This is a genomic window from Microbulbifer maximicatervae (SeqCode) (assembly GCF_052467065.1).
The window spans coordinates 2175407-2200097 of record NZ_CP174299.1; the positions used below are offsets into that span (position 1 = coordinate 2175407).

20 protein-coding genes are annotated in these 24691 nt (G+C 49.5%); 10 read left to right on the forward strand and 10 right to left on the reverse strand.

The window, feature by feature from the left end; all coding sequences use genetic code 11:
* The first annotated feature begins 118 nt into the window (after positions 1–118).
* From ACJJI1_RS09565 to ACJJI1_RS09580, 4 genes are all read left to right on the forward strand, one after another.
* The gene (locus tag ACJJI1_RS09565; RefSeq protein WP_444959189.1) at positions 119–1726 is read left to right on the forward strand and encodes a carboxyl transferase domain-containing protein; all 1608 of its coding nucleotides are present in this window, start codon (positions 119–121) and stop codon (positions 1724–1726) included.
* A gap of 72 nt (positions 1727–1798) precedes the next feature.
* Positions 1799–2596 carry an enoyl-CoA hydratase/isomerase family protein gene (locus ACJJI1_RS09570; protein WP_282934596.1) on the forward strand — a complete coding sequence of 266 codons (798 nt, stop codon included), beginning with the start codon at positions 1799–1801 and terminating at the stop codon, positions 2594–2596.
* A 5-nt stretch (positions 2597–2601) separates the two neighbouring features.
* Positions 2602–4602, forward strand: a complete 2001-nt coding sequence (locus ACJJI1_RS09575; protein WP_444959190.1) for an acetyl/propionyl/methylcrotonyl-CoA carboxylase subunit alpha — start codon at positions 2602–2604, stop codon at positions 4600–4602.
* The gene (locus ACJJI1_RS09580) at positions 4602–5501 is read left to right on the forward strand and encodes a hydroxymethylglutaryl-CoA lyase (protein WP_444959191.1); all 900 of its coding nucleotides are present in this window, start codon (positions 4602–4604) and stop codon (positions 5499–5501) included. Before ACJJI1_RS09575 ends, ACJJI1_RS09580 begins: the two co-directional genes overlap by 1 nt.
* A 50-nt stretch (positions 5502–5551) precedes the next feature.
* Here ACJJI1_RS09580 and ACJJI1_RS09585 read toward each other — a convergent pair whose 3' ends face one another.
* The 5 genes from ACJJI1_RS09585 to ACJJI1_RS09605 all read right to left on the reverse strand — a co-directional run bounded on the left by ACJJI1_RS09585 (position 5552) and on the right by ACJJI1_RS09605 (position 9883).
* On the reverse strand, positions 5552–5920 hold the full coding sequence (locus ACJJI1_RS09585) for a hypothetical protein (protein ID WP_444959192.1): 369 nt from the start codon (positions 5918–5920) through the stop codon (positions 5552–5554).
* Between the two features lie 124 nt (positions 5921–6044).
* Positions 6045–6371, reverse strand: a complete 327-nt coding sequence (locus ACJJI1_RS09590) for a hypothetical protein (RefSeq protein WP_444959193.1) — start codon at positions 6369–6371, stop codon at positions 6045–6047.
* Positions 6372–6423: 52 nt separating this feature from the next.
* Positions 6424–6732 (reverse strand): hypothetical protein, encoded by a 309-nt coding sequence (locus ACJJI1_RS09595; protein ID WP_444959194.1) that lies wholly within the window; start codon positions 6730–6732, stop codon positions 6424–6426.
* Positions 6733–6944: 212 nt separating this feature from the next.
* On the reverse strand, positions 6945–8852 hold the full coding sequence (locus tag ACJJI1_RS09600; RefSeq protein ID WP_444959195.1) for a multicopper oxidase family protein: 1908 nt from the start codon (positions 8850–8852) through the stop codon (positions 6945–6947).
* Positions 8853–8968: 116 nt separating this feature from the next.
* The gene (locus ACJJI1_RS09605) at positions 8969–9883 is read right to left on the reverse strand and encodes an SDR family NAD(P)-dependent oxidoreductase (RefSeq protein ID WP_444959196.1); all 915 of its coding nucleotides are present in this window, start codon (positions 9881–9883) and stop codon (positions 8969–8971) included.
* Positions 9884–10092: 209 nt separating this feature from the next.
* Here ACJJI1_RS09605 and ACJJI1_RS09610 point away from each other — a divergent pair, with 209 nt between their 5' ends.
* The 3 genes from ACJJI1_RS09610 (at position 10093) to ACJJI1_RS09620 (ending at position 11820) form a co-directional block, all read left to right on the forward strand.
* A complete protein-coding gene (locus tag ACJJI1_RS09610) occupies positions 10093–10524 on the forward strand; it encodes a DUF4345 domain-containing protein (RefSeq protein ID WP_444959197.1) in 432 nt (143 codons plus the stop codon).
* Positions 10525–10582: 58 nt separating this feature from the next.
* Positions 10583–10885, forward strand: coding sequence for a DUF1330 domain-containing protein (locus tag ACJJI1_RS09615; RefSeq protein ID WP_444911992.1), 303 nt, complete (start codon positions 10583–10585; stop codon positions 10883–10885).
* Between the two features lie 80 nt (positions 10886–10965).
* Complete coding sequence (locus ACJJI1_RS09620) at positions 10966–11820, forward strand: AraC family transcriptional regulator (RefSeq protein ID WP_444959198.1); 855 nt, start codon at positions 10966–10968, stop codon at positions 11818–11820.
* A gap of 27 nt (positions 11821–11847) precedes the next feature.
* Here the strand turns inward: ACJJI1_RS09620 and ACJJI1_RS09625 are convergent, their stop codons facing one another.
* From ACJJI1_RS09625 to ACJJI1_RS09635, 3 genes are all read right to left on the reverse strand, one after another.
* Positions 11848–12447, reverse strand: coding sequence for a DUF1287 domain-containing protein (locus tag ACJJI1_RS09625; protein ID WP_444959199.1), 600 nt, complete (start codon positions 12445–12447; stop codon positions 11848–11850).
* A gap of 47 nt (positions 12448–12494) precedes the next feature.
* Positions 12495–13433 carry an NADP-dependent oxidoreductase gene (locus ACJJI1_RS09630; RefSeq protein WP_444959200.1) on the reverse strand — a complete coding sequence of 313 codons (939 nt, stop codon included), beginning with the start codon at positions 13431–13433 and terminating at the stop codon, positions 12495–12497.
* A gap of 134 nt (positions 13434–13567) precedes the next feature.
* Positions 13568–13954, reverse strand: coding sequence for a hypothetical protein (locus ACJJI1_RS09635; protein ID WP_444940161.1), 387 nt, complete (start codon positions 13952–13954; stop codon positions 13568–13570).
* A 680-nt stretch (positions 13955–14634) separates the two neighbouring features.
* On the opposite strand from ACJJI1_RS09635, the gene ACJJI1_RS09640 reads away from it, so the two are divergent.
* Positions 14635–15879, forward strand: a complete 1245-nt coding sequence (locus tag ACJJI1_RS09640) for a DUF945 family protein (RefSeq protein WP_444959201.1) — start codon at positions 14635–14637, stop codon at positions 15877–15879.
* Between the two features lie 71 nt (positions 15880–15950).
* On the opposite strand, the gene ppc is transcribed toward ACJJI1_RS09640, so the two are convergent.
* Positions 15951–18614 (reverse strand): phosphoenolpyruvate carboxylase, encoded by a 2664-nt coding sequence (ppc, locus tag ACJJI1_RS09645; RefSeq protein ID WP_444959202.1) that lies wholly within the window; start codon positions 18612–18614, stop codon positions 15951–15953.
* 322 nt (positions 18615–18936) lie between these two features.
* On the opposite strand from ppc, the gene ACJJI1_RS09650 reads away from it, so the two are divergent.
* Positions 18937–20811 carry an MFS transporter gene (locus ACJJI1_RS09650; RefSeq protein ID WP_444959203.1) on the forward strand — a complete coding sequence of 625 codons (1875 nt, stop codon included), beginning with the start codon at positions 18937–18939 and terminating at the stop codon, positions 20809–20811.
* 1161 nt (positions 20812–21972) lie between these two features.
* Positions 21973–23280 carry an NAD(P)/FAD-dependent oxidoreductase gene (locus tag ACJJI1_RS09655; RefSeq protein WP_444959204.1) on the forward strand — a complete coding sequence of 436 codons (1308 nt, stop codon included), beginning with the start codon at positions 21973–21975 and terminating at the stop codon, positions 23278–23280.
* A 562-nt stretch (positions 23281–23842) separates the two neighbouring features.
* Here ACJJI1_RS09655 and ACJJI1_RS09660 read toward each other — a convergent pair.
* Positions 23843–24562: a cysteine hydrolase family protein gene (locus ACJJI1_RS09660; protein ID WP_413664181.1), complete on the reverse strand. Its 720-nt coding sequence runs from the start codon at positions 24560–24562 to the stop codon at positions 23843–23845.
* Positions 24563–24691 lie beyond the last annotated feature (129 nt).

Sequence of the window (24691 nt, forward strand, 5' to 3'; positions counted from 1 at the left end):
GGCTGGGCATTTCTTCTCGCCGCCGGCGCCTGCCGGCGGCAGCTGTCTCCAGCCGGGCACTGCGGCAAAAAGCTGCGCCCTGTGGAGGTCTTTTCTCCGGGAAAGTGAATCGGACTTTATGAATCAGTTGCAGAGCAAAATAAACACGCGCGATACCACCTTTAGCGAAAACCGCGAGCAGATGCAGGCGCTGGTGGCAGACCTGCGCGAGAAAGTGGAAGCCATCGCCCAGGGCGGCGGCGAGCGCGCAAGGGAAAAACACCTGGCGCGAGGAAAATTATTGCCACGGGACCGTATCGATGCGCTGCTCGATCCGGGTAGCCCTTTTATGGAATTTTCCCAGCTAGCCGCTCACGAGGTTTACGGTGAGGATGTTCCGGCCGCGGGTATTATTACCGGCATCGGCACCGTTTCCGGTCAGCCCTGTGTGATAGTGGCTAACGATGCCACTGTAAAAGGTGGAACCTATTATCCCCTCACAGTAAAAAAACACCTGCGCGCGCAGACCATCGCCGAGCAGAACAATCTGCCGTGCATTTACCTGGTGGATTCCGGTGGTGCCAATTTGCCGCGCCAAGATGACGTTTTCCCAGACCGTGAGCACTTCGGTCGCATCTTCTTTAACCAAGCCAATCTCTCTGCACAGAATATTCCGCAGATCGCGGTGGTTATGGGTAGCTGCACCGCCGGTGGAGCCTATGTGCCGGCCATGGCAGACGAATCCATTATGGTGAAAGAGCAGGCCACCATCTTCCTGGCGGGCCCGCCCCTGGTGAAAGCGGCCACCGGTGAAGAAGTTTCCGCTGAGGAACTTGGCGGTGCCGAGGTGCACTGTCGCACTTCCGGGGTTTCCGATCACTACGCCAATAACGACGTACATGCGTTGCAGTTGGCGCGCCGCTCTGTAGCGCGCCTGAACCGCATCAAAAATCCCGGCCTGGATATCCAAAAGCCAGTGGAGCCGATTTATCCACCGGAAGACATTTACGGCGTGGTGCCTAAAGATTCGCGCCAACCGTTTGACGTGCGCGAGATTATCGCGCGGGTTGTGGACGGATCTGAGTTCGATGAATTTAAAGCGTTGTACGGCACCACCCTGGTAACCGGTTTCGCCCGTATCCAGGGCTACCCGGTGGGAATTGTTGCCAACAACGGCATCCTGTTTGCGGAGAGTGCGCAGAAGGGCGCGCACTTTATTGAGTTGTGCGCGCAGCGCAAGATTCCATTGGTTTTCCTGCAAAATATCACTGGTTTCATGGTGGGCAAGCAGTACGAGGCGGGCGGTATCGCCAAACACGGCGCCAAGATGGTGACCGCTGTCGCTACCGCCAAGGTGCCCAAAATTACCATCCTTATCGGCGGCTCTTTCGGCGCCGGTAACTACGGTATGTGTGGCCGCGCCTACGATCCCAACTTCCTGTTTATGTGGCCCAATGCGCGCATTTCGGTTATGGGGGGGGAACAGGCTGCTGGCGTATTGGCCCAGGTGAAGCGCGACCAGATGGCCGCCCGAGGGGAATCCTGGAGCGAAGAGGAAGAGCGCCAGTTTAAGCAGCCGATTGTGGATAACTACGAACACCAGGGGCACCCATACTACGCCTCCGCGCGCTTGTGGGATGACGGCGTTATCGATCCGGCGGATACCCGCCGCGTGCTCGGTCTGTGCCTGGCGGCGGCCAGCCACAAGGAACCGGAAGAGACCAAGTTCGGCGTGTTCCGCATGTAAGGAACCGTGGTTGCGGCGCCAGCGAAATGTTCCGGTGCCGCTTTTGATAGACGCCCCAATCGAGGAATTACAATGAGCGATAAATTGCTGTGCGAAGTGGATAGCGAGGGCGTGGCCACGGTCACCCTGAACCGGCCGGAAATCCACAACGCTTTTGATGATGAACTGATCCACGAGCTGGCCACCACCTTTGACACCCTGGCGCAAAACCCCGCTGTACGTGTGTTGGTACTGGCCTCCAATGGCAAGAGCTTTTCTGCCGGAGCCGACCTCAACTGGATGAAGCGCATGGCGACTTATTCAGAAGAGGAAAACCGCCGCGACGCAGCTGCGCTCGCCGCCATGCTGTACAAGCTCGACACTTTTCCTGCGCCCACCATTGCGCGAGTACAGGGCGCCGCTTTTGGCGGGGCCGTGGGCCTGGTGAGCTGCTGCGATATGGCCGTGGCCTCTGAGCGCGCCAGCTTCTGTTTGTCCGAAGTCAAAATCGGGTTGCTGCCCGCCACCATCAGTCCCTATGTCATCAATGCTATCGGCACTCGCCATGCGCGTCGTTACTTTGTCACAGCGGAACGTTTCCCCGCTGAACGCGCGGAACAGATCGGTTTGGTATCCGAAGTCTGTGCCGAGGCTGATCTGGACCTGCATGTGCAGAAATTAGTGAATGCCATTGCCGACAATGGCCCCAAGGCAGTCGCCATGGCCAAGCAACTGGCTATGTCCATGTCCAACCGGGTTATCAACGATGAATTGCAGGGCCAGACCAGCGCGCTGATCGCTGCCGTGCGTGTGTCGCCGGAAGGACAGGAAGGGTTGAGTGCGTTTTTGGAAAAGCGTGCACCCAGTTGGATGAATGGTAGCGAAGGGTAATTTTTATGATTCGCAAACTGTTAATAGCTAATCGCGGCGAAATTGCCTGTCGCATTATCAAGACCGCGCGCCGCCTGGGGGTGGCCACTGTCGCCGTTTATTCCGATGCGGATGCCGACGCTCTGCATGTGCAGATGGCGGACGAAGCGGTGCACCTGGGTCTGGCCCCGGCCAGGGATTCGTATCTGGATATCGACAAAGTATTGGGTGCTGCCAAGCAGACTGGTGCCGATGCCATCCATCCGGGTTATGGCTTCCTGTCGGAAAACGCGGAGTTTTGCCGCGCCTGCGATAGCAACGGCATTATTTTTGTCGGCCCACCCACCGGCGCGATTGAGGCGATGGGCTCCAAGTCCGCAGCCAAGCGTATTATGGAAGAGGCCAATGTGCCCCTGGTGCCCGGTTACCATGGCACCAATCAAAATGAAGAGCTGTTGGAAGGCCATGCCAATCGCATCGGTTACCCGGTATTGCTGAAAGCTGCTGCCGGCGGCGGTGGTAAGGGCATGCGCCGTGTCGACAGTGCCGATGAATTCCACGAAGCTCTGGCCGCTGCCAAGCGTGAGGCCATGAATGCCTTTGGCGACGACATTATGTTGCTAGAGCGCTATGTGGTGAGTCCCCGCCATGTGGAAATCCAGGTGTTCTGTGATCAGCAGGGCAATGGCGTCTACCTGTTTGAACGGGATTGCTCGGTGCAGCGCCGCCACCAAAAAGTAGTGGAAGAAGCTCCCGCACCGGGTATGACTCCGGAGCTGCGCGCCCGCATGGGTGAAGCGGCCCTGCGCGCGGCCCACGCGATTGGTTACGTGGGGGCCGGCACGGTGGAATTTCTGCTGGATGCCAGCGGTGCCTTCTACTTTATGGAAATGAATACCCGCCTGCAGGTGGAGCACCCGGTGACGGAAATGATCACCGACCAGGACCTGGTGGCCTGGCAGCTGTCAGTTGCCGCTGGCGATACCCTGCCAATGAGCCAGGATGAGCTGCAGATCAACGGCCACGCCATGGAAGTGCGCATCTATGCGGAAGACCCGGACAATGATTTCCTGCCGGCAACCGGCGTGTTGGTGCGCCACCAGCCCCCGGCGGAAGGCGAGGGTGTGCGGGTGGATACCGGTGTGCAGACTGGCGATGAAATCAGCGTGCATTACGACCCGATGATCGCCAAATTGATCTGCCACGGCCGCACCCGCAAAGAAGCCCTGGCCAAATTGGATCGCGCACTGCGTGATTATCAGATTGCCGGTGTGCGCCACAATATCGAATTCCTGCGCCGAGTGATCAATCACCAGGCATTTGCCAGCGGTTGTATTTCGACGCACTTTATCGAGGACTACGAGGCGGAAGTACTGCACCAGGAGCAGACACTGACGCGGCTGAAATGTGCTGCTATTGCCGGTTATTTGCAGCAGCGTGAAGAGCGCGATCTGCGCAATAGCGCACCTCAGCGGGATCCTTTCTCTCCTTGGCACAATGGTGATAACTGGCGCAATGCTCTGGCTGGCAGTCGCACCCAGACGGTGGACTACCGTGGCCAGCACGCTCAAATTCGCTTTGTTGCGGAGGGCGATAGCCTGCGCTGGACTTGCGATGCCTTGCCTGAGGAACAAAACAGCGGTGAGATTCGCCTGCTCCCGGGACGTGACTTGATGTTGGTGGATGGCCGCCGCATGAGTTTCTCCGCCGTGGATACCCGCGATGGCGGTGCTGTATTTATCGATGGCACCCAGGTGGAATTCAAGCTGTTGCCACCGGATATCGGTGAGAGCAATGACCAGGCCCACGGCCTCGATGCCCCCATGAACGGCACCATAATTTCGCTGCTGGTTGAGCCCGGCTCTACGGTGGAAAAAGACCAGCCGCTACTGGTAATGGAAGCCATGAAAATGGAACACACCCTGCGGGCTCCAGCCGCCGGCACCGTACAGCAGTTCTTCTGTGCCGAAGGTGAATTAGTGGATGGCGGTAGTCTGCTGGTGGATTTTGCCGGGGAGGAGCAATAATGACTTTGCCCAAACAGGTCAAAATCGTTGAAGTGGGCCCCCGCGATGGGCTGCAAAATGAAAAGCAGCCTATCTCTGTGGAGACCCGAATCGCTCTGGTGGACAAGCTCAGCGCCAGTGGGCTGTCGGTTATTGAAGCCGGCAGTTTTGTCAGCCCCAAGTGGGTACCGCAAATGGCCGCCAGCGAGGAAGTGCTGGCGGGTATCCAGCGCAAAGACGGAGTTATCTACAGCGCGCTCACGCCAAACTTAAAAGGCTATGAGCGTGCAGTGGAAGCCAAAGCGGATGAGGTCGCCGTATTCGGCGCGGCCTCAGAAGCCTTCACCCAGAAAAATATTAATTGCAGTATTGCTGAGAGTCTTGAGCGCTTCCGTCCACTGGTGGAAAAAGCGAAGCAAGACGGTATACCCGTGCGCGGATACGTATCCTGCGTACTTGGTTGCCCCTATGAAGGCGATATTGATCCGGCCAAAGTGGCAGAAGTTAGTGCCGCTCTATTGGAAATGGGTTGCTATGAAATTTCCCTCGGCGACACCATCGGTGTCGGCACCCCGGAATCCGCCAAGCGTATGCTGGAGCAGGTAATGACCCGCGTGCCTGTGGAAAAACTTGCGGTGCATTTCCACGATACCTACGGCCAGGCACTGGCCAATATCTACGCGGCCTTACAAATGGGTGTCGCAGTAGTAGATTCCGCCGTAGCCGGCCTGGGCGGCTGCCCCTATGCCCGTGGCGCTTCCGGTAATGTTGCCAGTGAGGATGTACTTTATATGCTCAATGGCATGGATATTGAAACCGGCGTGGATTTACAGTTGCTGGCAGAGGCTGGGAACTTTATATCTGAACAGCTGGGGCGGGAGACTAACTCCCGTGTGGCTAAGGCTTTGGCGCCTTGCTGAGGAATTTCTGGGGCGGTTAGAGCACCGCCCTGAAACTACAAACTTGAAGATCAGATATCTACCCGATAAATCAGAGGGTGGTTATTTCCGTTACCCTCTCTGCAACCCTCTACTCCAAAACCTACGGTATTAGATTTAGCAAAATATGCAGCCATAAGTGATGAAAATTGCTCTTTAGTGTCATTATTGTCTGTTCCATCATTGTGATCGAACTCTATGACTACATGGTTACTTGACCCAGATGAGCAGTCTTCCCCTAATTCGTCGCCGCTGGCATTTGGTGAGAATTTAATTACTGCATAGTATTTATAGGTAGTAATTCCTTCGATAGTTTTATTAGGCTCAATGGTACTTGATGCAAAACTGGTGCTGGATAGTAGCGTGAGTAGTAGTCCGGAGAATAAATTTTTCATTTTCATAAAAACTAATATTTTTTTGGTTTTCTGTAAATAGGATGGAAACTATTAAGTGGTTTTTCTATTCTGTGATATTACTTGTGCAAGTAACGTTATCTCTAATAATAGAATGGTCATCGGCAGCGGCTTATTTATCAGAGTAAATCATTATATAATTTATGTTGGCTAGTCCAGCTTCATTACAATTTGTGCCACTTTCCATAACTTGTACAATTTTCCCTGCCATCAACGCAGCAAGAGCAGTGCTATGCTGGGCTTCATTTACTATGGTAATTCTATCTTGTGCATTTGTGTTCTCACACATAGAGTTAGTTATATCGGTATCAAGATATAAAACATTATAGTTCTCTCCAATGCCTTCGGCCTGGATCTTTGTTATTTTTGCTGTCCAAGCAGCAGAGAAAGCATTTGCGGAGAATGCAAGTAATATAGTTGCAGTCAAAAATTTTTTCATCTGGATCTCTTGATTAGTTTTAATCAGAATGATTATATTTTGATTTGATGGTTTATATTTTAGTATAAAATAATTTTATGTTTTTGCATATAGTTTTCTCCTTTTTGAGATTTTGCTTGGTGGAACGTATGTCCAGATTTTGAGGGAGGTTGTGTCTTTTATTGCCCTCAATGCTGAACTGCTCTAGATGTTTTAATATCTTAAGGTTTAGTTTTCGTGGCGCTATTGGTGGAGATATCTTATTGTTTAGCAAATAATTGATATTTTTATTTTTTTTCATTATTTTCTGTAAATATCTTTGCAGGGCTGATTTCTCAAGTGCGGCTGATGAATTGTAATTGCCAGTGATGGTGCGTTTCATCGATATTTTATTTTTAAAAGTTCTGTTGTTTTAATTGGCTTTTAAGTGGTGGAAAATGTAGATGTAGATGTCGTTGAGGGAGTTAAGATTATTGTTGGTGTTATATTTATAATTTAATAGTTAAAGCCGTATTTGGATCTAACTGGCGGTCAGACATTTTTTGATTTATTTGATTTTTTGCTGGCCTAAGGCCTTGAATTAAGGTTGGTAGATTAGTTGCTATTTACTGGCTCTGATTCCATTACCCTAAATGGCCGCATCATATCGTAATCCTCATGGGATAGTAGATGGCAGTGCCATACATAAAGGCCTTCGCGGTCAAAGCGCGCAATTACCCGGGTCACTTGGCCGGGAAGCGCGATGACTGTATCTTTGGGGCCGCTTTCTTCTGGCTGTGGTGGAAGAGGTTTTCCCTGTAGAGATTCTATCTCCAGTCGTGCTCCCTGAAATACTTCGCCTGTGTGCATAAATCTCTGTGGTTTGGGGATAAGCTTTTCTTTAAAAGGCTGGCGGTTCAGCACCTGAAATTCCACCAAGTGAATATGAATAGGGTGGGCCGATACTGTAGGGTTGTATATCTCCCAGATCTCAACGGCGTTGTGTTGGATTATTTCTGTAGTAGGGTCTTCAAAAAATAGGGAGCCCTCCTTTACTGGACCTAGCATCAGCAAGTTACGGCCGTAAGGATCGTCTAACCGGTAGGTGGCAAGTTGTCGTGTGCGACTGGCTTGGTTAAGCCTATTAAGTGGGGCGCGCAAGGGAGTATTTAGGGTGAGTTTTAAATCTCCAATGGTATTTTTAATCTCTGATTTCTGTTTATTAGAAGTGGTGTTTATCGGTGTTGAAGCAATATGGAATTGTAGAATCTGGCCTGTAGTATTTGGATCGGTAGCTGGTGTGATGCCGCCGCGCCCATCGCTTAATACGCGTTTACCATCCGGGTTATAGACAAGTGGAATTGAACTCTTTGGATCATTGGCCTCTACAAATCCTTTAAAAGGGACATCCGGCCCAAAGTTCCGCAGTGTCAGTTCACGCTCTTCATAACCACTGAAATCTACTAAAACATCTGCTCGCTCTGCAGGTGCCAATATCAACTCGTTCAATTTTACAGGGTAATCGAGAAATCCGCCGTCACCGCCGACTTGTACAAAGGGTGTATTTTCGTCGATCCTGAGTATCAGTGTGCGGGTATCAGATGCGTTGAGTAACCGAAATCGATAGACGTGTGGAGTGACACTGACTTTGGGCCAGGTCATGCCGTTTACCAGAATAATATTGCCAAAAAATTCGTCGAGATGGGACGGATTGGGCCAATTGGCCTTAACCACCTCATGGGAAACCGGTGATGGAGGCTGGTCCCTCCAGCCAGGAAAATACAGCTGCCCATCGGAGCTAAACAAGCTGTCTGTAATAGCGGCTACAAAAGTGCGCTCTTCTGCAGGGAGCAGTTTCTCCTGTATCAGACGGTCTTCATTGTCATCGCCAACCAGGTAAAAACCGAATAGACCCGCGTAAACATTAAGGCGCGTCATGCCCAGGGTGTGGTCGTGATACCAGATAGTGGCGGCATCCTGGGAGTTGTCGTATTCGTAAATCTTTTTCTCAAATAATGGTCCCGTCTCACGATAATTGCGGGTGTACCAAGCGAGGGGGTTGCCGTCACTTTTCCACTCTGTATGCCCGCCGTGAAGGTGGATAACCATAGGTACAGCTTTTGGATCTTTTACGTCGGCGAGGTGAATGGATCGATCCACAGGAAATAGATGCGGACCCGGTAGCTCATTGGCCCAGTGTACAAATACCGGTTGGCCTTCTCGGGCGCGAATAGTAGGGCCAGGAGAGTGGATGCGACCTGCATATTCAAAACCCCAGGCTTTTGTCATTAAACGTTTGCCTTCCTTATCCCGTAGCCCCATCCAAACTTCAGTGGGGCGGGCGGGTAGTTTAATCGAGGCTGAGCCCTGAGGGCGGATTTCTACGGGTATTGGCAGTTCATTGACGAACTTATCCACAGTTGCTGGATCCAGCAGCCGCAGGGGAGTTGCTTTAGCTACATCTTCAGCAGCAGTCAGGGCAAGGGGAATTAACAACAGCAGGGAAAAGATTACCCGAAACATTGGCTGTTTTTAGCAGTAAGTATTTAACAGTCAAGTATAGGTAAACAAGCGGTTTCGGTGCGTTAACTTGGGGGCAGGGAAGAGTGTACAGGGCCCTTCCCTGTTGGGACCCTTCATTAGATAAAGCGATTGATCGCCGTTTTGGCATTGTCTTGATAGGTAGGATTGTCCAGGTCCGGGAAAAGCTTCCGCTGTTCACCAAGAGGTCCAGTCAATCCACGTTCACTGCCGTAAAAAATACCTGTGCGGAAGGATGTTGTATCCAGCAGGGCATCGATATAGCGCTTGGCGCCTATTTCTACTTTGTGGACTTTGCCCAATAGCAGCATAATCCGCATCATGCCCTTCATCATATATTGCTTGAATAACGACAGTGTATTGAAGCCCTCTGTGCCTACAGTAGCCCCGGGGCTCATGGTTACGAAGCGGATATGGGGGAATTCCCGCGCCATGGAAGACATCCATAGGGCGCCCATATACTTTATCGGACCATAGGGTACCGTAGCGTCTTTGGTACTGGCATAGAGCTCTCCTTCGCAGATCTGCATAAACTCCCCCACAGAGGCGCTTTTCAGGTCTGGTCGCTTCATACCCATCTCTTTTACACCGCGAGCGGCTTCGGAGCCGGCGTAGATAGCAGTCTGGGTTAATTTATTGGCTTTCAGTAACTCGTTAGTCAGTAGTGCATGCCCGAGCAGGTTGACGGCGAAAATTTGTGTGACTCCCTCGGGGGTCTTGTCGTAAAACTCTTTCCCCCCGGTACCGCCAGCATTCATAACCAAAGCATCAATCGGGGAGTCCAGGTTGTTAACTGCCTCTTTCACGGATTGTTGATCCGCGACATCGATCAGCAATACTTCGAAGATATTCCTGCCTGTTTCCGACACCAGATCGGCTTGGGCTTCCTTGGCTTTGTGCAGATTGCGGCAGCCGAGATAGATCTTGTTAATCTGCTGGTATTCCGCCAGTTGCTTGGCGCATTCCCTGCCTAAGCCTGCATTCGCTCCGGTAATCAAAACACTCTTAATCATCTTTCTGTCTCTGTGGATATTGGGAACTGGTGCCCGGATATGGATATACCCGGCTGTTGGAGAGAAAGATAAGCGGTTAAGCGCCTCGTCTTTTGACATTTCTTGCTGTCTTAGTGGGATACCAAGACCGCAAGAAATATCAAAAATAGGGCCTTACTGGCCAATATGATTAGGTCATCACTCCAAATACGGCAAACTAAGGTGACACTATGAATCAGGCGAGTTCTATAGAAAGAAAAATTTTCCAATTGTTAGTGGTAGCACTAGCGGTGATCTGTTTTGTACCCGGTGGTATCAGTGCATTTGGAGGGCTGAATGGCAGTGCTGCCCTGAGTGGTGGTGCTATGATTTTTGGCCCGGATAGCCCCTTGAGAGGATTTGGGGATAATCAATATCGATTTGCCTTTGGTGTTTTCTTTGCCCAGGGGTTGGTTCTACTGTATTTCCTGAGCAATATCGAAAAACATAAAGCATTGTTTTACTTCGTGGCTTTATCCCTCTTTATTGGCGGTCTGGGCCGCTTAAGCAATATTCTGGAATTTGGATTGGTGGATGATCAGGTCTTACCCCCTGCGATTATTGAGCTTGCGATAGTTCCACTTCTGGTTTTTTGGCATAGGCGAGTAGCCTCTCAAAGTTAGTTATTAGAAGCTTTTAGTTAAGCAACTAAAATTTATTTACACTTAAGAGGTTATTACTTTGTTACCAGTATTTTTACATATAGAGTCTTCACCAAACTTACAGGAATTGCAGGCTCTTCAGCAGTATATAGGTCTGGCACCGCAATTAATGCAACAGTATGGGGGGGTGCCTATTGCTTCTTATGATGTGGAAGAGGCCCTGGACGGGGGTCGGTCACCAAGGGCATTTGTTGTGGTATCTTTTCCGGGTCGGGAGGCGATCTATGCATTCTTTAATGATCCAGCCTATCAGGCGATTATTCCTTTGAGGGACAAAGCATTTGCCCATTTACGCTTTTTCATCACTAGTGAGCGAATTTAATTTAAAGGCATACTAAACCGGGAAGGTATTGTTCGAAAATTTCACCGTCCCAACGTAGACTGGCAGTAAAGGAGCCTCTCATGCAGCGATTTTTTAAAAGTATTAACTTCGTAGAGCAGCATCTATATGACAAAATTTCTGTTCACGAAATTGCTGCTGCCTCTCATTACTCCACCTACCACTTCAGCCGTATTTTTAAGACATTAGTGGGGGACTCACCGAAAGAGTATTTGCGTAAGCGCCGATTGACCGTCGCCGCAAAGAGGTTGTTGAGTGAACATATTGGTATTCTTGAGCTTGCCATGGAGTGCCAATTTGACTCCCAAGAAGCGTTTACTCGCGCGTTTAAAGCTTTATTTAACGTAACCCCGGCACAGTATCGAAAGCAGCAGGATCCTTTTCGGTTGTTATATAAGGATCAATTTAGCCCTCATATGCTGCACTTCTTGCAAAATGAGTTGTCCATGGAGCCACAAATTATTTCGCGGCCAGCGATGCAATTGGTGGGGGTAGCGCAGGAATACGACCATGAAAATCTCAGCTTGCCAAAGCTCTGGTCTGCATTTCGGCCCTACAGGGATAAAATCCCCAATCGTATCAGCGATGAATCTTTTGGTATCTATGAATGTTATGAGGAAGCGGGTGATGAAATTCAGTTTAAGTATGTCTGCTGTGCGCCGGTTGCCGACCTGACTCAGGTACCCGAGGGAATGGTGGCGCGGGAACTACCGGAGCAGCTATATGCAAAATTTGTTCACCGCGGATCTATTACCACCCTGGAACAGACATTGAAGTATATTTGGGGAAGCTGGTTGCCAAAGTCCAATTACGACTATATTGAGAGGCCAGACTTTGAGCTGTACCCACCCAGATATCAGGTTACCAGCCCGACAGCGGAAATGTTTCTCCATATTCCGGTCAAAGAAAGGCTGTAATCACTTGGCAATAGCGTAGTTTTTTCGCTACTCAATCTTTTCGGTTGCCTGGCCGGCGTTGTATCGGTAATGCCCGGTAATTTTAAAGGAAAACAGCATATCTTCGAGCACGGGTCCAGCCCCGATATTGTGTGCGACCAAGTACCGGTTGGTTTTTTGAGAGCGTTTCGCAGTCACAATACCGATATGTGGTAAATTACCGGGAAGCATCCAGGTAACGATGTCTCCTGGTAGATAATCCTCTGCCTTGTCATTTATTGAGAGCGATTGCCCTTTGCGAGTAAAAAAAGCCTGTAGATTGGGTACTCGCCGATGATCAATATTTTTATCTGGCCTTGAAAGTCCCCAAATGCGTTTAGACGGGTAGGCTTGAAAATGACCCGATATATCCTCGTGAACTTCTCTTTGCAAATCGATCCCCAGCTTCCTATATGATCGAATCACTACGTCGGTACAAACACCGGTATCAGCCGGCACATCTCCATTTGGATAGGGGATAGACACATAAGCAGGATCGTAGCGTACCTTATGATAGGTTCGCTCCAGAGCAGCTTCGGCCAAAGTTATATTTTGTGCATAACTGGCGGCAGAAATCAGGGTACCCAAAAATAGAAATATCCGTTTCACTAGGGCTCCAGTTTTTTTGAGTCTAGGTTGAAATCCTATACTATCGTTTATTTACCCTGCAACACATCAATAACTATTTTACCTTTGGCTCTTCCCTTATTTAGGTAGTCGAGTGCGGCTTGAGTTTCATGTATGGGGTAGACTCTATCAATAACCGGTTTCAAAAATCCTTTCTCAAGTAATGAAGCAAGTTCTGCGAGAGTAGTGCCACTTGGCCATGAATAGACTAGTTGGAGACGCTGCCTCATCTTTTCAATTAAGGTATATGACCCTTTAGCTTTGACGGAGACTGATACTAATAGACCATGTTTGTTAAGAACTTTGGCAGACCTTTCTAATACTTCTCCGCCTAAAGAGTCGAGTACAAGGTCATAATCCTCGAGTAATTCCTCAAATTTTTCGGTTTTATAATTGATAACAGTGTCGGCACCGAGCCGTTTGACTAATGTAAAGTTGGCATCACTGGTGGTTGTGGCTACGAAGGCGCCTATATATTTGGCAATTTGAATAGCGATAGTACCGACTCCGCCAGAGCCGGCATGAATAAGGACTTTTTGTCCTTTCTGTAACTTTCCCACTTCAACGAGAGATTGCCAGGCTGTTAAACCCACGAGAGGGAAAGCGGCACACTCATTGTTGGAAAGATTGCTGGGGCGGATAGCTGCGTCCATTGCTTTGATTGAAGTGTATTCGGCAATCGTACCCGCTTGATTTGTATCGGGGCGTGCAAATATCAGATCGCCAATTTTAAAATTTCTGACAGCGCTGCCAATTTCTACTACTTTCCCAGTAACATCGTACCCGACAATATGCGGCATTTTTACAGGCATTACATTTTGTAAAGCCCCTGATATTGCCCAGTTATCGAGGGGGTTGATACTGGCCGATTGAACCTTTACTAAAATACTATTTTTATCCGGTGAGGGTTTAGGCATCTCTGCCATTTCGATGGGATTGCCATAAGACCTGATAATAGCGGCTAGCATATTTCACAGCTCTAAAATTAGAGGATTGAAAGCTTAAGTGTGTTGAAAGACTTACTAGTTGAGTAACTGTAAAAAAACAAAAATTGAGAAAGGGGCCCGAAGGCCCCTTGTAGCAGTAAATATAGCCACAATGGCTAGCGCAAGTTACTGATACAGCGGTTATATTCGCGAATATAAATCTTACCACCTACCGCAGGGTTAGCATTTGCCATATCTGCAGCGGCATTCATACAGCCTTCTACCTGGTCTCTAGTCAGACCCCAAGTTTGGGGGCGGGGTTGTGAACCGCGGATATACATATCCCGGGGATTCTCATAGCTACGAATACGGGTGGGGGGCTGTACTCTGTAGAAATAGCGGCCCTGCTCGTTAAAGGCATAGAAATTATTACCACTTTGATAATAAGTCTTGCCGAGAATCTGCACGGGTTCAGCGTTGGATGGGAGGCGCGTCATGCGGTCATCTGCATAACTGAAACCTGCGAGAGAACACAAGAGCACCATTGAAACAAGATATCGCATAACGTCTTCTCCTTCTCCTAGTTTGGCCACAAGTCTACTCAAACTGGGGGAGTGTCCCAACGTGCGGTAATGGAAGTTTCGGTTGTTGTAAAGGTATCTTTTAAGATCCGATCGAGATAACGGTTATGAATTCAATAATTATTTTTTACATGAATAGGTAAAAAACAAAAAAATTTCCTAGATAGCGGTTTTCTTATAGTAATCAGGACCTTTATTTTACGGAGGTATTTGTAAGAAAGCTAAATCGTGGAGATAAGGATCTGGGTTAGATTGAAATACAAGAAAAATAGATTGTTACCTACCTTTTAGACGGCTCTGAATAAGGGGAAGTTAAAGGGTGGTTTTAAAAATTATATTGTTGTTTAAAACTGTCATCGAGCCATAAAATTACTCAGACGTGCCACAGGAGATCAAGAGACTTGTGAGGTGATCTCCAGCATAATGGTCAATTTCAATTTATGGCTGCTTACAAAGCCCTCTTCTTAGGCTTGATCAGAGCTTTTGAAATATAGATTTACTAATTTACAAGCCGAGATTCTGCTCTTTAGAAATGGGTCGTAGGTCCTTATGCCTTGGTTGATGAATGTTCAGCACTCGTACCAAGTAACGAGGCTCTTGTCGCACTAATAGCTGCATAATCTGATACCATCGGCGCAAACCTCTTCGCTAGATGATTTTTTATGAAACTACTGCGTTCACTTCTATTTATTGTGCTTGCCTTAATGGTGATATCTGCGCTGGCTGCGCCGGGTTTTATCGGCCCCAAAGTAGAGGAAATTTGGAAACAGCAGTTGGGCCGCTTGCAGGGGGGGAATTCCACGGGTTACGAACGCGGATGGTTTGGTGCTGAAACCAATACTGAAGTGGCATTGCCGGATGGCACTACCCAGCTCAATACCGAGATCCATCATGGGCCGGTGTTACTGACTTCCAAGGGGCCGCGCCTGGGTGTGGTTTATACCGAGACCCGGCTGGAGCTGGATCAACTACAGCCTGAATTGCGCGCTCAATTGGAGTCCATTTATGGCGCTTTACAGGCGAGTCCGGTAGTTCTGGAAACCCTGGTTACCGCCGACAACCGGGTGCTGAATACCCTGCGCTTAGACCCTTTCAAAAATACCGGCCCACTCGGGGAGCTGGAGTTTGACGGTGGGGAGGTTGCCGTATCTACGGATTACACCGGTGCTGTGCTGAACGGTGTCGTGGAGCTGGGAAGCTTGCGCCATATTCGCGAAGGTATCGAAGTACTGTTTACCGAGCCCCTTGAAGGCGAGTTTGAATATATGCCCGGCGAGGGCGGTAATGCGGAGCTGCGATTGTCGTTGCTGAGGGCAGAATCAGATTCCGGGCCGGTTCAATTGCGCGATGTTACCCTGGACCTGACCTTGGAAGAATTGGCGGCACAGACCCTGAAAATTATCAGTGACCTGAAGCTCCCCACCGTGGACTCGGCAACACCGATTACCTCTGTGCGCCAGCAGATGACCTTGCCGAGAATTAAGACTGCGGATCTGGGGCACTACCTGCGTGTATTGTTGCCGGCCCCTGAACGGAATTGGGCCCGTGAAATGAGTCGCCCGCTGCGCCTGGAGCAACAGCTGGCGATTCAATCTCGCAATGGCCCGGTGTTAGTAGATGCTGATATCGATTGGCGGGGTATGCGCAAATCCTCCCGCCGAGGTGCCAGTGAGATCGATCAGTGGCTCAAACCGCTGGTAGGTAGTATGACCGTTAGCGCTGCAGAGCAGGCGCTCTTGCAGTCCCCCCTGGTAGGTCAGGCAATGCTTCTGCGAGATTATGGCCTGCTGATCGAAGACAAGGGTGAGCTGCAAATGTACCTCAAGGTCAATCGTGGCCAGTTGGAGGTGAATGGAGAGCAGTTGCCGGCAGACCTGTTCGTGATGGCACTTACCGGCAGGTTTTGATTGCTTGGGGGCCTGCTATTGTGAAAAGAGCAGGCCTCAAATCCCTGTATCATCGCAGTTGCCGGGGTCTTTTAGCCCGTATTGCGCATGCCCGCTGCAATCCCCGCGATAGTGACCATCAACGCACTTTCCAATACCGCATCACTTTCCCGTTCGCGCAAACGTGCCATCAGCTCGGCCTGCAATAGGTGCAAAGGGTCAGTGTAGGGATCGCGCACGCGGATGGACCAACGCATCACGGGATTGTTATCCAACAAGCTCTCCCGCCCGGTAAGCTGTTTTAGGGCCTCTACGGTGTGAGCCAGTCGCTCTCGCAAACTGACACCCAGTTGGATTAGTTCTGCATCCTGGGTGAGTCGCTCCTCGTACCAGGAGGCAACGCGGGGATCGGCCTTGGCCAGTACCATTTCTAGCATATCCACAACGCCCTGGAAAAAGGGCCATTGGCGGCTCATATCCCGCAAGATATCAGTTTCATCTGCGTGCTTGAGGGCATTCTCCAAGGCGGCGCCAGTGCCCAGCCAGGCCGGTAACATCAGTCGTATCTGGGTCCAGGCAAACACCCACGGGATCGCCCGCAGTGATTCGACACCGCCACCGGGTTTACGCCTTGCCGGGCGGCTGCCCAGGGCCAGGCGGCTCAGCTCGGTTTCCGGGGTGACAGTGCGCAAGTAAGCCACCAGGGCCGGATCATCCTGCACGACTTCCCGATAGTTGCCGACGGAGACTTCCGTGAGCCGGTCCATCTCCGCGCGCCACTCCGAACGCGGCTCTGCCGGGGGCATCAGTGTCGCCTCCAGAGTTGCGGCGACATACTGCTCCAGGTTGTAGGCGGCTACAGAGGGACGGCCGTATTTGAAGCGAATCATTTCTCCCTGTTCGGTAACGCGAATACGCCCGGCTATTGATCCCGGTGGTTGCGACAGCAGGGCCATACGAGTAGGAGAGCCGCCCCGGGATATGGAGCCGCCCCGGCCGTGAAACAGAGTTAGGGGGATACCGTGGTTGCGGAATATTCCGGTGAGAGCTTCCTGTGTGCGGTACTGGGCCCAGGCAGCGCCCAGAAAGCCGGCGTCCTTGGCGGAGTCCGAGTAGCCGATCATCACTTCCTGGCCATCGAGCACACGCTGCTTGTAGAGGGGGATATTCAGCAGAGTACTCATAGTGGTAGCTGCACCATCGAGATCGTCGAGGGTTTCAAACAGGGGAACCACTCGCATTGGCACCTGCACCCCGGCAATTTTTTGCAGCAGCATTACTGCGAGAACATCGGAAGGTGTGGTTGCCATTGAGATAACGTAGGCACCTAATCCCTCGGGACCCTGTTCGGCAATGACCTTGCAGGTCTGTAAGACCTCGCTTACCTCTTCGTCACAAAAGTCACTGCGGTAAAAGCTTTCGTCCACCAGTGGGCGGCGGCTGTCTAGCTCGGACACCAGGAACTCCTGTTTCTCCTCTTCACTCCAACTGCTGTAATTGCCCATACCCAGATAGCGGGTAATGGCATCCAGGGTGTCAGCGTGGCGGGTGGATTCCTGTCGTATATCCAAGCGCAATAAAGTGATGCCGAAGCAGTTGAGTCGCCTCAGGGTATCTTTAAGTTGGCCATCGGCGATGGCTGAGAGGCCCACAGCGCGCAGGGAGCGGTCGATCAGTCGCAGCTCGTCGGCCAGCTGCTCGCTGCTGGTAAACGCGAGGCCGGAAGGCTCTGCGCGTCGACCAATGCGGGCCTCCATTTTTTCCCGGGTTATTTTGAGACGGTCGCGAACCTGGCGCAGCACCAGGCGATAGGGCTCGTGGCTGGGGCCAGTGCGCTGTAAAAGTTCTTCGCTGGCGCGATGCATGGACAAATCTGCGAGCAGGTTTTCCACATCGCGCAGATAGAGGTCGGCGGCCATCCAGCGGGCTAGGTGCAGGACTTCCCGGGTGACGCTGGCGGTGACATTGGGGTTGCCGTCCCGGTCTCCCCCCATCCAAGAGGCAAAGTGAATGGGAACCCAATCCACTGGTAATGGGGGCAGCTTGGCCAGGGCCAATTCACTGTCTATTTCCCGCATACTCCTGGGAACTGCCTGCCAAAGGGATTGCTCGATGGTGGCAAAGCCCCACCTGGCTTCATCAACCGGGGTGGGCCTGGAGCGGCGGATCTCGTCAGTGCTCCAGGCGGAAAGGATTTGCTCTTGTAGGTGGCGACGTAAATCCTGGGATTCTTCCGGGGTCAGGTCGGGTCTGTCCAGTGTGTTGAGCAGGTCTGCAACTCGATCGTATTTGCGAATTAGGGTACGGCGTGTCACTTCGGTGGGATGAGCGGTTAGGACCAGTTCTACGGATAACTCTTTTAGTGTCCCGTGGATTTCCTCGGGAGACTTCCCCGCTTTGCTTAACTCTGCCAGTACTTGTCGCAGGCCGCGGTCTGTATCGGGATCTCCGGGAAAGCGCTGGTGCTGGCGGTGCAGTCTCTCGCGATGGCGCTGTTCGGCAATATTGGCCAGGTTTAGAAACTGGCTGAATGCCCGGGCAACTTCCAATAGGGTCGCATCATCCAGGGGGTCGAGTAGCTCTCGCAAGTGATCGGCCTGCATAGCCCCTTTGCTGCGGCTTTCAACGGCCGCCTGACGAATATTCTCAACGGTATCAAATAGTGGCTCGCCAACTTGGTTTCGCAATACTGCGCCGAGCTCGTCACCCAGCAGGCGTACATCTTCCCGCAAGGGGGCATTCTGGTCCTGGTTCACGAATCTATTTCTCCCTGTTAACAACGCGGTGAAAGTCAATCGGATAGGCATATTCGCACACTTTGCGCTGAAGCATGCAATGTTGCAGCTGCAACTTTTGGCGGAAAAATAACGGGAAATATCGGTGCGTTAATGTCCAGCCAGATTGTGGCGGTTTTAAAGTGTCAACATTTCGGACAGTTTACTGAATTCGCTATATTCAGGTACAGATTCGGATTTCAGCCGATAGATCCATAGCTGCATAGGCATCATTGGATCTTTAAGCAGCAATCTATAGCGCCACAGCCACCATGCGGAGCATTGCCCACAAGAGCGATAAGTAATGGCTCAAAACCAGTTTAAGCTGCTCGGTACGCGGCGTTTTCTACCGCTGTTTGTAACCCAGGTTCTTGCAGTTTTCAGTCGTAATATGTACAAGAATGGGTTAATAGTTCTACTCGCATTCCGTATGGCTGAAGAAGAAGCTAACACGCTGATCAATATTGCCTTTAGCCTGATGATTCTGCCCTACTTCCTCTTTTCCTCCTTGGCAGGCCAAATCTCCGATAAGTTCGATAAAAGCAAGCTCATCAGAATCTACAAATTGGCCGAAATAGGCATAGGTATCGTGGGTATTATTGCTATGTTTACCCAGCATTATGCCCTGAGCATGGTGGTCTTTTTCTGCTATGGCACTTCCTCTACACTTTTCAGTGCGGCAAAATTTTCCCTGATACCCCAGCAATTAAATAGAAGTGAGCTACTCGCTGGCAATGCGTTAATCCAAATGGGGTCTTTTATTGGTACCCTGACCGGAACAATTGTCGGTACTATATTGGTCGGATTCACCCATCCCGGCCAACACGGATTGACATTTATCGCGGTCATTTTGGTATTCATGGCCGTCATTGGTTTTCTGGCAAGTTGTGCAATTCCCAAGGCCCCGCCTTCATCTCCGAAACTGCACATCAATTGGAACCCGGTGGCACACGTCGTACGTGTCATGTACTTGGCATGGCAGACACCTCCAGTGTTTTACTCCATTTTCGCTATTTCCTGGTTCTGGCTGACAATCACCGCATTCCTTGCGCAGATTCCCAACTTTACCCGCGATACTCTTGGTGGAAATGAAGATGTTATCACTTTGTTGTTGAGCAGCCTCACTGTGGGCACTGCCTTGGGGTCGTTGCTGTGCAACTGGCTATCCCGAGGTCGTATCGAATCGGGTTTAGTGCCATTGGGTGCTATTGGCATCACTTGCGCTGGATTGGCGCTGGGTCTCCAATCCAATAGTTTTCATACACTTCCCAACGCAAACCTGACTCAATTTTTTAATCATCATGGTTCCTATTGGATCCTTCTCAATATGGCGCTCCTTGGTATTTTTGGCGGTATTTTTACTGTTCCTTTGTACGCAATGATCCAAGACCGCTCAAGTGTAAAGATCCGCTCGCAGATTATCGCGATCAGCAATATGGTCAATGCACTGTTTATGGTGGCCGCTACTCTCGTGAGTATCACTTTCCTGGATATCCTAAAGATCTCTATCCCCACATATTTCATCATTATCGCTTTACTAAACCTGATTGTGGTCGCCCTGATTTTCGCCAAGCTACCAGAGTTCATCATGCGCGGGCTGCTATTGCTGCCTGCACGAATCCTCTATCGGGTCAGCCTAAAAGGATTGGATCAAATCCCCAGAGAGGGACCCGCCCTCATTATCAGTAACCACATCAGTTTTCTAGATCCAGTAATATTAGCGGACACCATCGAGCGTTATGTGCGCTTTATCGCACACCCTAATATCTATAAATCCCGCTTACTGCGATGTATATTGCATATGAGCGATGCTATTCCCATAGGTTTGGATCTCGATGATCCAAACAGCCGTGAACGCACTTACAAAACCATAGTGGAGAGTTTTGAAAATGGGGAATTACTCTGTATTTTTCCTGAGGGAAAAATCAGCGAAGATGGCGAGTTGCAGCCATTTCTGAAAGACCTTGAGGAAATTTTAAAGCGCAAGTCTGTTCCGGTTATTCCCATTGCCTTACATGGAGCCGGTTCCCAAGCCGAGAATTCAGTGCAGCAGTTTAAAAAGAAAAGAAAACGACGCTTATTTCCCGAAGTTCTTGTTATCGCAGGGCAACCGGTAGAAAGTATTAATACAGATTCGGAAAGCCTACAAAAACAAATGCGAGATCTTAAGGAAAATTAATAAGAAAGGAACGATAGAAACGAGAATGCGTACAGAGGCTTAGTTATTCTTAGCTCAGAAAATCAATAATTCCTTTATATTACCTGAAGCCAAGTTGTATATTTAACTGACTCATACTCACAGTAGGAAGCTACGCGCGCTCCTTCTATAGCATTCTCATGAGAGAAAGTGCTTTCTAGAGTTCGCCAATTTTCTATGTCTCGATCACTCTCATCACGGTGAAGCCACTTATAAAACTCCTGGGGTGAATCGCTCAAATATCTACATAGGTACCTGAAACCAATTCCCTACGGATTAAGGGCTGCCCACGCGAATCTTTCAGAAATACTTCCCACTTTTTAGGGAAGCTTCCTCCTTCTATAATTTCTTAACCTATTTTCTTAAACATTTTATCTCATTATCATCATTTTGAGATTGAGATTGAGATTGAGATTGAGATTGAGATTGAGATTGAGATTGAGATTGAGATTTCGCTGCCTTTGTCATACTTATTCTACGGCTGGGCCTCTCGACCAATTTGCCTTCTCTACTTTCAGTTGATTAATGAGAACTACCACTCTAACTTTGAAATCTCTTGTGTATTCAATATACATGTTCTTCACTCTGTATTTTCACCATTTTTTTCCTACCCTATCCAAAAGGTTGGCGTCTACTCAATAGAGATAGATTTCCCACGCCCACGCCATAGCGTTGTAAATGTGGGCTACTAACCCGTTGCTGGGCGCGCATCTGTATCGCGGCTTTTGAATAAAACCTGCAAGAATGGCAATCCCTGCGACATTGGGCCCTGTTCATAGATCCATAGGACTGTGGTGGCCTGTTCGCTGCAGAGGCGGCAGACAAAGTGGAGCCCTGTGTGTGCGCACTACCGTAGAGAGTTGCAGCCAAGCCTCTATCATTGATGTGATCAGTAGCAATGAGAAGCCACACCCAAAGGTAAACCTGCGTAGAAATGGCTAATGACGGCAGTTACTTACCCGCGATAACGAAGCGGAACACAGCCAAGTGTGATAATCCCGTACTAGCCTAAATTACTTTATCGCCGTTAATTCTGAGTTTTATGACGTCAAAATTCACACCGACAAGCACCTATATACAACAAGAGTTATAAAAAGATTAGTGAGTCAACTTTTTAAGTAATAAACAGGATGACCAACCTTCATGAAAAAGATTGTGATCATCGGTGGCGGAGCCAGCGGCCTTCATTTAGCAACTCGACTTGGACGCCATTTCAATTCTACTCGGATGTTTGGGCTTAAGCGTAAGGCCCCATCTGCTCAGATCACTTTAGTCGATAAGAATCGCACCCATATCTGGAAGCCCCTAATCTATCAGGTGGCCACTGGCACATTAGATACCAGCATGGATGCTCTTAACTACCAAATTCACGCCAGCTCTAATGGCTATGAATTCCAGCTCGGCTCACTACAATCCCTCGACAGGAAGCGCCAGATTTTGACCCTAGGGGCGGTGCTGAATGACAAAGGCTGCGAACTAATACCTCCGCGCGAGCTAGAGTACGACTATCTAGTGATCTGCGTTGGCAGCATAAGCGATGACTCCAATACACAAGGAGTGCGCGAGCACTGCATTCCTCTCGACAGCATTGAGCAGGCATACAAATTTCACAAGCAACTGCTCGATTACTTTTTATGCCTAGAAACACACCCCGATAGAACATTACAAATTGCCATTATCGGCGGTGGCTGTACTGGGGTGGAACTTTCTGCGGAGCTGATGGCTGCTAGTAGACAGGTTAGTCAATATGGGCGTATCCGAACCGGTGCCATTGACATTACATTAGTCGAGGCCGAGCCTCAGTTACTACCGGGATTACCGGCAAGATTAGGCAACAGCGCCGCGCGAGAACTATCTAAAATGGGGGTTCGTATACTTACCAACTGCCATATTAAGACTGCAAGTGCCAACAGCCTCACTACCGATGACGGCAAAGAGATCCCCGCAGCAATTCGAGCCTGGGTCACCAGGGTTAAGGCACCGGAGTTCCTCACTCAGTTGGATGGTCTCTTCACCAATCAACTCAACCAGATAGAGGTGAAAACCACCCTGCAAAGCAAAAATGACCCCCATGTCTTTGCTATAGGGGATTGTGCCAGCTGCATCGACGGTAACAAACGGCGTGTACCATCACGCGCACTCGCCGCACAACAGATGGCCAAGCTCTGTTCCACCAACCTGATCGCCCTGATAGAAAAAAAATCCCTGGGGCACTTCTATTACCGGGATCGTGGTTCGCTGGTTTCTCTTAGTACAAACACTGCTGTAGGAAACTTAAGGGGGTCTTTTGTAAGAAGAAACCTTACTCTTGAGGGCCGTATTGCCAGTTTGGCCTACCACTCCCTTTACCAAATGCACTTGGCGGCAATCCACGGCTGGCCCAAGGCCATACTGCTCTATTTACTTAGTCAAGCCAATCGAGCATTGAATCCCGGTCTTAAAATGCACTGATAAGGATAAATAAAAAACTATCACGACAAAAAGATGACTACACACCGAAGTCGCCCTGTTTAAGGTTAATCCTCACCGGGGGGCACTGAAGTAGTGACAATGCATAGGATACTGAGGCGCGAGCAGGGCAAAAGGTCTTCAGAGATCGGGGAGTTGGCTTATTAGTAATATCGACAGGAAGACAACCTCCCCATGAAAAAAATTATGATTTCTTTCTCCATACACAACTGCTTTACCTCACGTCGCAGGTATTGGTTCCTACAGCCTCTGCAGTCCTAGAAAATGAATATCCTTGCTCAGAGACTAGAGCTCAGACCCCTTTCTTGAATTCCAGCTTGAATTTCCTTCGTGTACTTTTTGTTTTCATACTTAACCTCGCTTGACAGTTTTACTATCTTAGCGAGATACCCGGAAGGGTCGAACCTTATTTTCCTCAGGGTCTACCCAAGGGCCGGCCTGTTTTACAGCCTAAAACTGCGCGAAATTTTTAGGATATGGCAAGCTATTCGAAATAGTTTAGACAGAAAACTAAATTCAAGATAAACCAACTCTAAAATATTGTTTATGGAGAGCCATGTGATACCCCCACAAAATACAAAATCTTGTGGTCAGCGATATAACCATAACCATCTTTAAATATTGAAAGTGCATGCTTAGCAAGCTCACAATTGGCACTCCAAACAGCATCTTCAAAAACATACGTCTTGAAGCGAAATGAAGCACTTTGTGCAGTAGCCAGGACACATATGTGTGTTTCCACACCGACAATAAAAACTGTATCAACCCCTAAACTTAGTAATTCCTCTTCCAGGGAGGTACCAACAAAGCCGTTATAAACATGCTTTTCAACTACAATTACCCCCTCTTCTGCCATCTGCCAAATAGGCTCTATAATTTCCGCACCCCAAGTACCTAACTTACACGGATAGTAACACCTACCTCTATTTTCCTCGCCACGAAGAAAAGAATTAAGATATTTATGATCTGGCTTAATAACTGTCTTTAACAGAAGAATAGGAATCTCTCTCTCTTTGGCAACCCTCATACATAAAATAATATTATTAACTACCTTTTTCAGATCATCACCTTTGCGGATGATCCGCGGACTCCAATCTCTACTTGGTGACGGAGTTTCAAGCTCAATATTGCTGGAACCCTGTCGCCTACGGTCGTAATAGCCCCCCGCGCAACAAAAATCGTTTTGCATGTCGACAACAACCAGAGCCGCGCTGATATTCGTTGACAGATAATTTACCACATTGTCATCTCCATCATCAGCCATACTCAAGTCTTAGTTGTTGGGGTTATCGATGAGACAAAACTGTTATAGCAGCCCCACAGAACCACAGCAGTACTATCTTGTAATTCTTAAATCGTAACACTTCGGAAGGCTTTATCCAGCTATAGCCCC

Coding starts and splice junctions, on each gene's coding strand:
- ACJJI1_RS09595 (WP_444959194.1), bottom strand. CDS start 6,732: ATGAAACGCACCATCACTGGCAATTACAATTCATCAGCCGCACTTGAG.
- ACJJI1_RS09610 (WP_444959197.1), top strand. CDS start 10,093: ATGAATCAGGCGAGTTCTATAGAAAGAAAAATTTTCCAATTGTTAGTG.
- ACJJI1_RS09635 (WP_444940161.1), bottom strand. CDS start 13,954: ATGCGATATCTTGTTTCAATGGTGCTCTTGTGTTCTCTCGCAGGTTTC.
- ACJJI1_RS09620 (WP_444959198.1), top strand. CDS start 10,966: ATGCAGCGATTTTTTAAAAGTATTAACTTCGTAGAGCAGCATCTATAT.
- ACJJI1_RS09605 (WP_444959196.1), bottom strand. CDS start 9,883: ATGATTAAGAGTGTTTTGATTACCGGAGCGAATGCAGGCTTAGGCAGG.
- ACJJI1_RS09570 (WP_282934596.1), top strand. CDS start 1,799: ATGAGCGATAAATTGCTGTGCGAAGTGGATAGCGAGGGCGTGGCCACG.
- ACJJI1_RS09630 (WP_444959200.1), bottom strand. CDS start 13,433: ATGCTAGCCGCTATTATCAGGTCTTATGGCAATCCCATCGAAATGGCA.
- ACJJI1_RS09640 (WP_444959201.1), top strand. CDS start 14,635: ATGAAACTACTGCGTTCACTTCTATTTATTGTGCTTGCCTTAATGGTG.
- ACJJI1_RS09575 (WP_444959190.1), top strand. CDS start 2,602: ATGATTCGCAAACTGTTAATAGCTAATCGCGGCGAAATTGCCTGTCGC.
- ACJJI1_RS09585 (WP_444959192.1), bottom strand. CDS start 5,920: ATGAAAATGAAAAATTTATTCTCCGGACTACTACTCACGCTACTATCC.
- ACJJI1_RS09600 (WP_444959195.1), bottom strand. CDS start 8,852: ATGTTTCGGGTAATCTTTTCCCTGCTGTTGTTAATTCCCCTTGCCCTG.
- ACJJI1_RS09590 (WP_444959193.1), bottom strand. CDS start 6,371: ATGAAAAAATTTTTGACTGCAACTATATTACTTGCATTCTCCGCAAAT.
- ACJJI1_RS09660 (WP_413664181.1), bottom strand. CDS start 24,562: ATGGCTGATGATGGAGATGACAATGTGGTAAATTATCTGTCAACGAAT.
- ACJJI1_RS09650 (WP_444959203.1), top strand. CDS start 18,937: ATGGCTCAAAACCAGTTTAAGCTGCTCGGTACGCGGCGTTTTCTACCG.
- ACJJI1_RS09580 (WP_444959191.1), top strand. CDS start 4,602: ATGACTTTGCCCAAACAGGTCAAAATCGTTGAAGTGGGCCCCCGCGAT.
- ACJJI1_RS09655 (WP_444959204.1), top strand. CDS start 21,973: ATGAAAAAGATTGTGATCATCGGTGGCGGAGCCAGCGGCCTTCATTTA.
- ACJJI1_RS09565 (WP_444959189.1), top strand. CDS start 119: ATGAATCAGTTGCAGAGCAAAATAAACACGCGCGATACCACCTTTAGC.